General features: G+C 68.4%; 7 protein-coding genes and 1 pseudogene. 2 read left to right on the top strand and 6 right to left on the bottom strand.

The features are described from left to right. Window positions 1-124, top strand: a 124-nt coding sequence (locus tag F1615_RS26465; protein WP_149551554.1) for an integrase core domain-containing protein, incomplete at its 5' end; no start/stop codon positions are given. Here the strand turns inward: F1615_RS26465 and F1615_RS26460 are convergent. Further along, window positions 121-1,062 (bottom strand): helix-turn-helix transcriptional regulator, encoded by a 942-nt coding sequence (locus tag F1615_RS26460; RefSeq protein ID WP_149551553.1) that lies wholly within the window; start codon window positions 1,060-1,062, stop codon window positions 121-123. The two genes, F1615_RS26465 and F1615_RS26460, sit on opposite strands and share 4 nt — an antisense overlap. Before the next feature lie 96 nt (window positions 1,063-1,158). Between F1615_RS26460 and F1615_RS26455 the strand changes: the two genes are divergently transcribed. Beyond that, complete coding sequence (locus F1615_RS26455; RefSeq protein WP_149551552.1) at window positions 1,159-1,518, top strand: VOC family protein; 360 nt, start codon at window positions 1,159-1,161, stop codon at window positions 1,516-1,518. A 535-nt stretch (window positions 1,519-2,053) separates the two neighbouring features. Here the strand turns inward: F1615_RS26455 and F1615_RS26440 are convergent. The 5 genes and pseudogenes from F1615_RS26440 to F1615_RS35735 all read right to left on the bottom strand — a co-directional run bounded on the left by F1615_RS26440 (window position 2,054) and on the right by F1615_RS35735 (window position 5,902). Continuing rightward, complete coding sequence (locus F1615_RS26440; RefSeq protein WP_149551551.1) at window positions 2,054-2,509, bottom strand: VOC family protein; 456 nt, start codon at window positions 2,507-2,509, stop codon at window positions 2,054-2,056. Between the two features lie 337 nt (window positions 2,510-2,846). Further along, window positions 2,847-3,131 (bottom strand): hypothetical protein, encoded by a 285-nt coding sequence (locus tag F1615_RS26435; protein WP_149551550.1) that lies wholly within the window; start codon window positions 3,129-3,131, stop codon window positions 2,847-2,849. 892 nt (window positions 3,132-4,023) lie between these two features. Next, window positions 4,024-4,230 (bottom strand): annotated as a pseudogene (locus F1615_RS36505) (Scr1 family TA system antitoxin-like transcriptional regulator); the annotation flags it as partial. A 1,125-nt stretch (window positions 4,231-5,355) separates the two neighbouring features. Next, complete coding sequence (locus F1615_RS36500; RefSeq protein ID WP_280118908.1) at window positions 5,356-5,703, bottom strand: DUF4259 domain-containing protein; 348 nt, start codon at window positions 5,701-5,703, stop codon at window positions 5,356-5,358. A 37-nt stretch (window positions 5,704-5,740) separates the two neighbouring features. Further along, entirely contained in the window at window positions 5,741-5,902 is a 162-nt protein-coding gene (locus F1615_RS35735) for a hypothetical protein (RefSeq protein WP_167533853.1), read from the bottom strand. Window positions 5,903-6,000: the final 98 nt, after the last annotated feature.

The following is a 6,000-nucleotide window of genomic DNA, read 5'->3' as shown; positions in this document are numbered from 1 at the left end:
CCGCGAACGACAGGCCGCGTTTCCCGACTGGCTGGACTGGTACAACTACCACCGACCCCACACCGGCATCGACGGCCACACACCCGCCAGCCGCGTCACCAACCTGTCGGAACAACACATCTAGGCATACCGGTCGAGGGTCCGTGCCGCCAGCTCGCGGATCCGGTCACGGACCTCGGGGGGATCAGTCACGATCAGGTCGTCCGCGAAGGGCAGCAACTGGCGTACGTCCTCCGTCTCCCGGCACGCCACCGTGATCGTGACCTCCTCGCCCTCCTGGGAGCGCACGGTCAGACGGGAGCCGAGGATGCGTCTGGCACGATCGAGCTGGCGGGTGGCGAGTCGTGCGTGTATCCGGACGGCACCGGTCGCCTCCCAGCGTGAGGTCAGCTCGGTCACCACGTCGGCGAGGGTCGTTCCGGGGCGCAACCGGCGCGGGACGCGCATCGGCCGCCAGTCGACGAGCCGTTCGAGGGCGTACAGCCGGGGGACTCCGGAGCGGTCGGCGACGAGGTACCACCGGCCCGCTTTGGCCAGGAGACCGTACGGATCGACGATCTGCCAGGCGGGCTCGGTCTCTTCGGAGCGCCGGTAGCGGATGCGCAGCCGCACACCGCGGCGTACGTCGCCGACGACGGCGCTCGGGTCGGCTCCCCCGGCGTCCCGGCCGAACCAGGGCCTGTTGTCCGTGACGACGACGGCACTGATCGGCAGTCGGGACGCCGTCGGCTGTCGCCGTGCCGCGACCTTCGCACGGGCCCGGCGGCTCTCGGTGCCGGCGCCCAACTGGTGCCGCTGCTCGTCGTCCAGGCCGTGCAGTACGAGGTGGTCGCGTTCGGCCGGGGTGAGCCGCGAGGTGTCGAGGGCGCCGCCGGGCAGCAGCCTCACACCGCCCCAGCGGCCGCGCTCGACCAGTATCGGAAAACCCGCCTCCTGCAGCCACCGCAGATCCCTCAGCACGGTGCGCACCGAGACCCCGGCCCGGTCGGCGAGATCGGCCGTGGTGACGACCTCGCGGGTCTGGAGGGCCAGCAACAGGGAGAAGAAGCGATCCGGGGTCATGACGCCGAGGTTCTCACGGGAACAGGACAGGATCTGTCAGGTATGACCGGCAGGCTCCTGTCGTCCGCAACAACGGCAGAACCGAAGGAGCCGCTCATGGCAGTCCCGAACATGGTCATCGTCTACGTCTCCGACGCACCGGCGTCCGCCCGCTTCTACGCGGAACTGTTCGACATCGAGCCGGGCTTCGAAACGCCCCGGTTCGTCTCGTTCTCCCTCACCGACGGGTTCGAGCTGGCTCTGTGGAGCGGGGTGTCGGACCACCTGACAGCGCCGCGCACCAGTGAACTGTGCGTGACCGTGGCCGGCGGTCCCGAACAGATCGACCAGCAGTTCCGGGACTGGACGGCGAAGGGCGTCAAGACAGTGGAAGAACCCCACGACGAGGTGTTCGGCCGCACCTTCGTCGTCGCCGACCCCGACGGCAACCTGATCCGGGTGGCACCCGTCGACTGACGTGCCCTGCCGGGGGGTGCGAGGCGCTGCGGCGGTCAGGTGAGCACGCACGCGACCCCCAGCGGGATGCGGAGCCACTTCTCGCTCCGGCACTGCCGCAGCACAAGAACCGGGAACAAGCGGGCGTCGGGGGAGCAGTGGCTGTGGCGTGAAGGCCGCTCGGGGCCGCCAGGGGGTTGCGCCTACTGCTGCGCAATCTGTTGGCCGGCCTGGCGGGAGGCTCTCATGCCCCGCAAGTCATCACGCCATTTCAGCGTGGTCGGGGCCCTGACATCCCCCCGTCCGCTGGCGGTTGTCTGTGAGCGGTGCGGGGCCAGGGCGAAGGCCTGAGGGATGCGCGAGTCCTCGAGCGTCTTGACGATGACCTGCTCAACGTCCGTGTCGGTGATCTTGAGCGGGAGGCCCGGGCGCGGGTCGTCGCACAGTCCGTCGGGCCGTTGCCGCTCAGTACGACGAACTTGTCGTCCGCTACGCAGCGGCAGTGCTGGTCGCAGGCATCAACGAGTGGCTGTGACCAGCACTGTCACGACGGTCCTCAGACGACGTCGAATTCGTTGCCCTCGGGGTCCTGCAGAGCCGCGGCGTAGAGCCCCATGTCCGGCTCATCCTTGATCCGCAACACGGTGGCACCAGCTTTGACCAGCCGTTCCACCGTAGTTCTGACCCGCTGCGTGCGGACGTCCAGTGGGACGTCACGGCCACCACCGACCTTCAGGTCGAAGTGCAACCGGTTCTTGACGATCTTCGGCTCCGGAACCTGCTGGAACCACACCCTGGGTCCGCGTCCCGCCGGATCGATGATCGACTCCGGTATGTCCCCGGCACCGGCCGGCAACTCTGCCTCGGGCACCCCCGCCGCCGCCCAGTAGGCACGCCACGTGGGGTGCCCGCTCGGCGGAGGTTCGGGCACGTAGCCCAGGGCCTCGGCCCAGAAAGCCACCATTCTCTGCGGATCGGAGCAGTCGATCGTCAGCTGCACTTTTGTCTCCATGGTCGGAGCATCTCAGCCAGGTCTGACAGACGACCTACTTTCGTGACAGGTCCTGACCGTCCCCGGCCCGGGGGAACCTCTGCGGTAGAGGCCGGCGGCTGCGAGAGCTGCGGAGAACCGCTCCCATCTTCGAATTCCGAGCCCCCGGCGACGCGGATGCGGGCACGATCGGCCTTCACGCCAGTGAGTGACCTCTTGTCCCGCACGTCGACATCTGATGATCGCCAACAGGCCCCTGTGCCGGCGCGACGGGGGAGTGCGGGGGCCGTGCGTAGTCGTAGCGGCGCAGGATGCGCCACAGGCACTCACCTTCCGGAGCTGCCGCCGTGGCGGGCCGTCAGGCGGCCGCCTTGCAGGCGACCTCTGTGGGATGGACCAGGTAGTCACTGTCCGTCCACACCGAGCCGACCGCGAAGGGCTGACCGTCGGGGCGCAGGGTGTCGCGGACGATGACGGCCCAGCGGGCGCTGGCGCGGTGCAAGAGCCGCGCGGCCTCGGCCGGGTCGGTGACCAGCACCATGACTTCGAAGCGCCCGTCCACGTTCTGGTAGATCGCGCCCGGCCGACGGGGGCCAATCTCGTCGGTGACGCTGGACAGCGGGAGAGCGGTGATGGCGTTCATGCTGCGGCTCCGATCATTTGGGCAAGACGGTGCAGGGCGAAGGCGTCGGTGAAGTCGGCGGACGACTCACACCGGACCTGGCCCAACCGGTAGTAATCGACTGCCCGGCATCGGCCCTTCATCACGCGCGAAACCGGCCGGGGAAGCAAGAAGTTGCCGCGCGCCGAGCGATGTCGTCGACCGGGCCGCGGTCGTCGAAGCACAGCGCGCGGGCGGCGATCCGGGTGCACCATCGGCACGTACCGGCGATACAGGCTCTTGAGCCGCCTGCAGACCCTGTCAGGATGAGGTGGTCGCTCCTCACGCGTGACGGCCGGGCGGGACCTGGGGGTGGCGCCCCGCACCCGGTGTGCGGCCGTGGCGTGTCGCCGGTCGGATAGGAGGGCGGTCATGCGGTGATCACGGGTTCGGTATGCATCCCTGACGCTCCATACGCACCTTCAGGGGAAAACACGTGCGCATCAGCCGTACGCTGCCCGCCGCTGCTGCGGCCGTCGCCCAACGATTGCCACGGCAACGGCTACATCACTTGCCACGGTTGATCCAGCCCTTCACGCCACACACAGAGGCGTCCCACCGGATGGGGTGGGGCGCCGGGGCGCCGGGTCTTAACAATGTTCTTGAGTTGGTTGAGGGGGCAGCCTCGGCCGACGGTGGGTGGGTTGACGGCCTCGGCGAGGAGGACTTCCGCCCGGGTGTTGCTGACGTCGCCGAGGTCGTCGCCGGTACTCCTGTTGCGGAAGAGGCCTCGGTGGTAGCGGTTATGGGCAGGGTTTCCGCCGCGTGTGCGCGGTGGTGGGGGAGAGGCCAAGGAGGGGAGAGCGGGGACGGCGGCGAACGCGGTCGCGCAACACGGCAGTGCCTGTGCGCCGGTGATAGGGGCTCGGCGGAATCACACTGTACTGAGGAGGCTGCGCAGCAGGTCACGGGTTGTGTACGTGGTGGGGTTGTCGTGTTGCAGTTCTTTGAGGAGTTTCGCGTAGGGGGCGATGTCCTCGCGTTTGTCGAGGTAGAGGGCGCTGGTGAGTTGTTCCAGTTAGACGACGTCCGGCAGGTCGGGTTCGGTGAAGCTGAACACGGTGAAGGGGTCGGAGGCACCGTCGGAAACTTGTCCTACCTGAACGGCACACCGGCGGCAGGGGCGGTCCTCGCCGGGCTGCTCAGCGGTGGCGCCAGCGCCCCGGTCTGCGCCACCTGATCCGTTAGTGCACCGCCGGCCTCTGGGCCGGGGGCTTGGTGGGCTTGCGGCGCAATGAAGTCCACAGACGATCCCGCGTTGGGCGGGTGAGATTGCCGTGAATGGGCCCGCGCGGCGGTTGGGTTGCCAGGACGAGGTGGGCGAAAGCTCCTACCGCTGCGGATTTGTGGTACCACTACGGCCACAACCGGTCTGCCCTCGACCGGACCGTGCCTGACACGTTCCGGTGGGCCTGGGGCCAGCACAGCGGTCCCGGCCCGGACACCTTCGGTGACCTGTCCGGGCTGTGCGTCGGCGACCTTGGCGCGGGGGCCACCCGGCACGCCGCCCACCTGGCGGTCCACTACCAGCCCTCCGGGGCCGTCGCCGTCGACCAGATGACTTCGCCCCGTTCCCGGCCGGCCTCACCGCCGGTGAGGCCATCCGTTTTCGGCCCTCTCCCAGGGGCCGGGAGGCAAGGAGCGGGTAGCGGGTAGGCGGATAAGTATGGATGACACACGACTCTGGCAGGACGAGCGGAGCGCACAGGAGGCCCGTGCCCGAGGAACGATGCGGATCTGGTGGTGGGCCAGGTGGGCGGCACTTGCTCTTGCGGTCAGCTGGGCGGTCAGCTGGGGCGGCAGTCTCATGCGGGGCGAGGGAGGCTGGGACCTGTGGTGGCCCCTGGTCAGTGCAATCATCTGGACAGGGCTGGCCGTGAACGGCTTTGTGACCTACCGCCGGATCAGGACAACGACCCTGCCGACCATTACCGGCCGCCCGTCTGCTTGACCACCTCGGCCGACTCGCTTCCTGCCGCCTCTCGACACTTGGACGAGAACCCCCTCCCGGGCGTGAAGCCCTCTCAAGCGGACGGGACCCGAGAGGAATCCCGATGCAGCGGCGTTCAAGTTCGCATACCCGCCATATGTTGGCGACGGCCGTTCATGATCGCGCTTGTGGTGACCCTCCGTGGCTCCGGCACGGAAGGTGATCCAGAACCACTTCTGGTTCCGGTTCTGTGACCAGTAAATCCGGGTGATCCGGTCAAAGATCCAGAAAATCTTCGTTCTGAGGATGGGATCTGGGTTCGGGGACGGCGCTGAGGCGGCGGATGCTCTGCCGCCACTTCGGGCCACTGGGTGATTCGTCCCAGAGCCCGGCGAGCTCGCACTTCTCGGCGACCACTCGGTCGCGTACCTGGGCAGCGAGCGGCCGAAGAACGTCGGAAAAGGTCGGCAGAGGTTCGTCGCGCCCGTAGCTTGTACTGATCGGTTCGCCGCCCGGGCACTGCGCCGCGATGAGAGCGGCGGCTGCGACAGCACCTGCGCCTTCTGGGCGTGTAGGCGAAGTCCGCGGCCAGGCTTCCCGTGCCGGCTCGGCCTCCGCCGCGATCCGCGTGGCCTCGCGTCGGTGCTCTCGCTCACGCAGCTTACCCCGCGACGAAGATGTGCAGTTGATCTCGGGTGACAGCGTCAGCCTGGGCGCGTTCCTTGGACTTGAAGTCCCCGATGGACTGCTCACCGGTGTCGATCCGGCGGATCAGGCCAATGCGTCCGCTGACCATCACCCCCGGCGTGAGGTGCACCTCCACCGGTTGCTCGGAGTGCTCGGTGAGGGCCAGTCGCGAGCCGTATTCGCGAGGGTAGCCGGTGGACGGAGCGGATGGCGGCGTTGCGCATCGGCGGCCTC

The sequence above is a fragment of the Streptomyces marokkonensis genome (genome assembly GCF_008312835.1).
In the GTDB taxonomy this organism is placed as follows: domain Bacteria; phylum Actinomycetota; class Actinomycetes; order Streptomycetales; family Streptomycetaceae; genus Streptomyces; species Streptomyces marokkonensis_A.
This window is presented reverse-complemented; position numbering and strand designations above follow the sequence as displayed.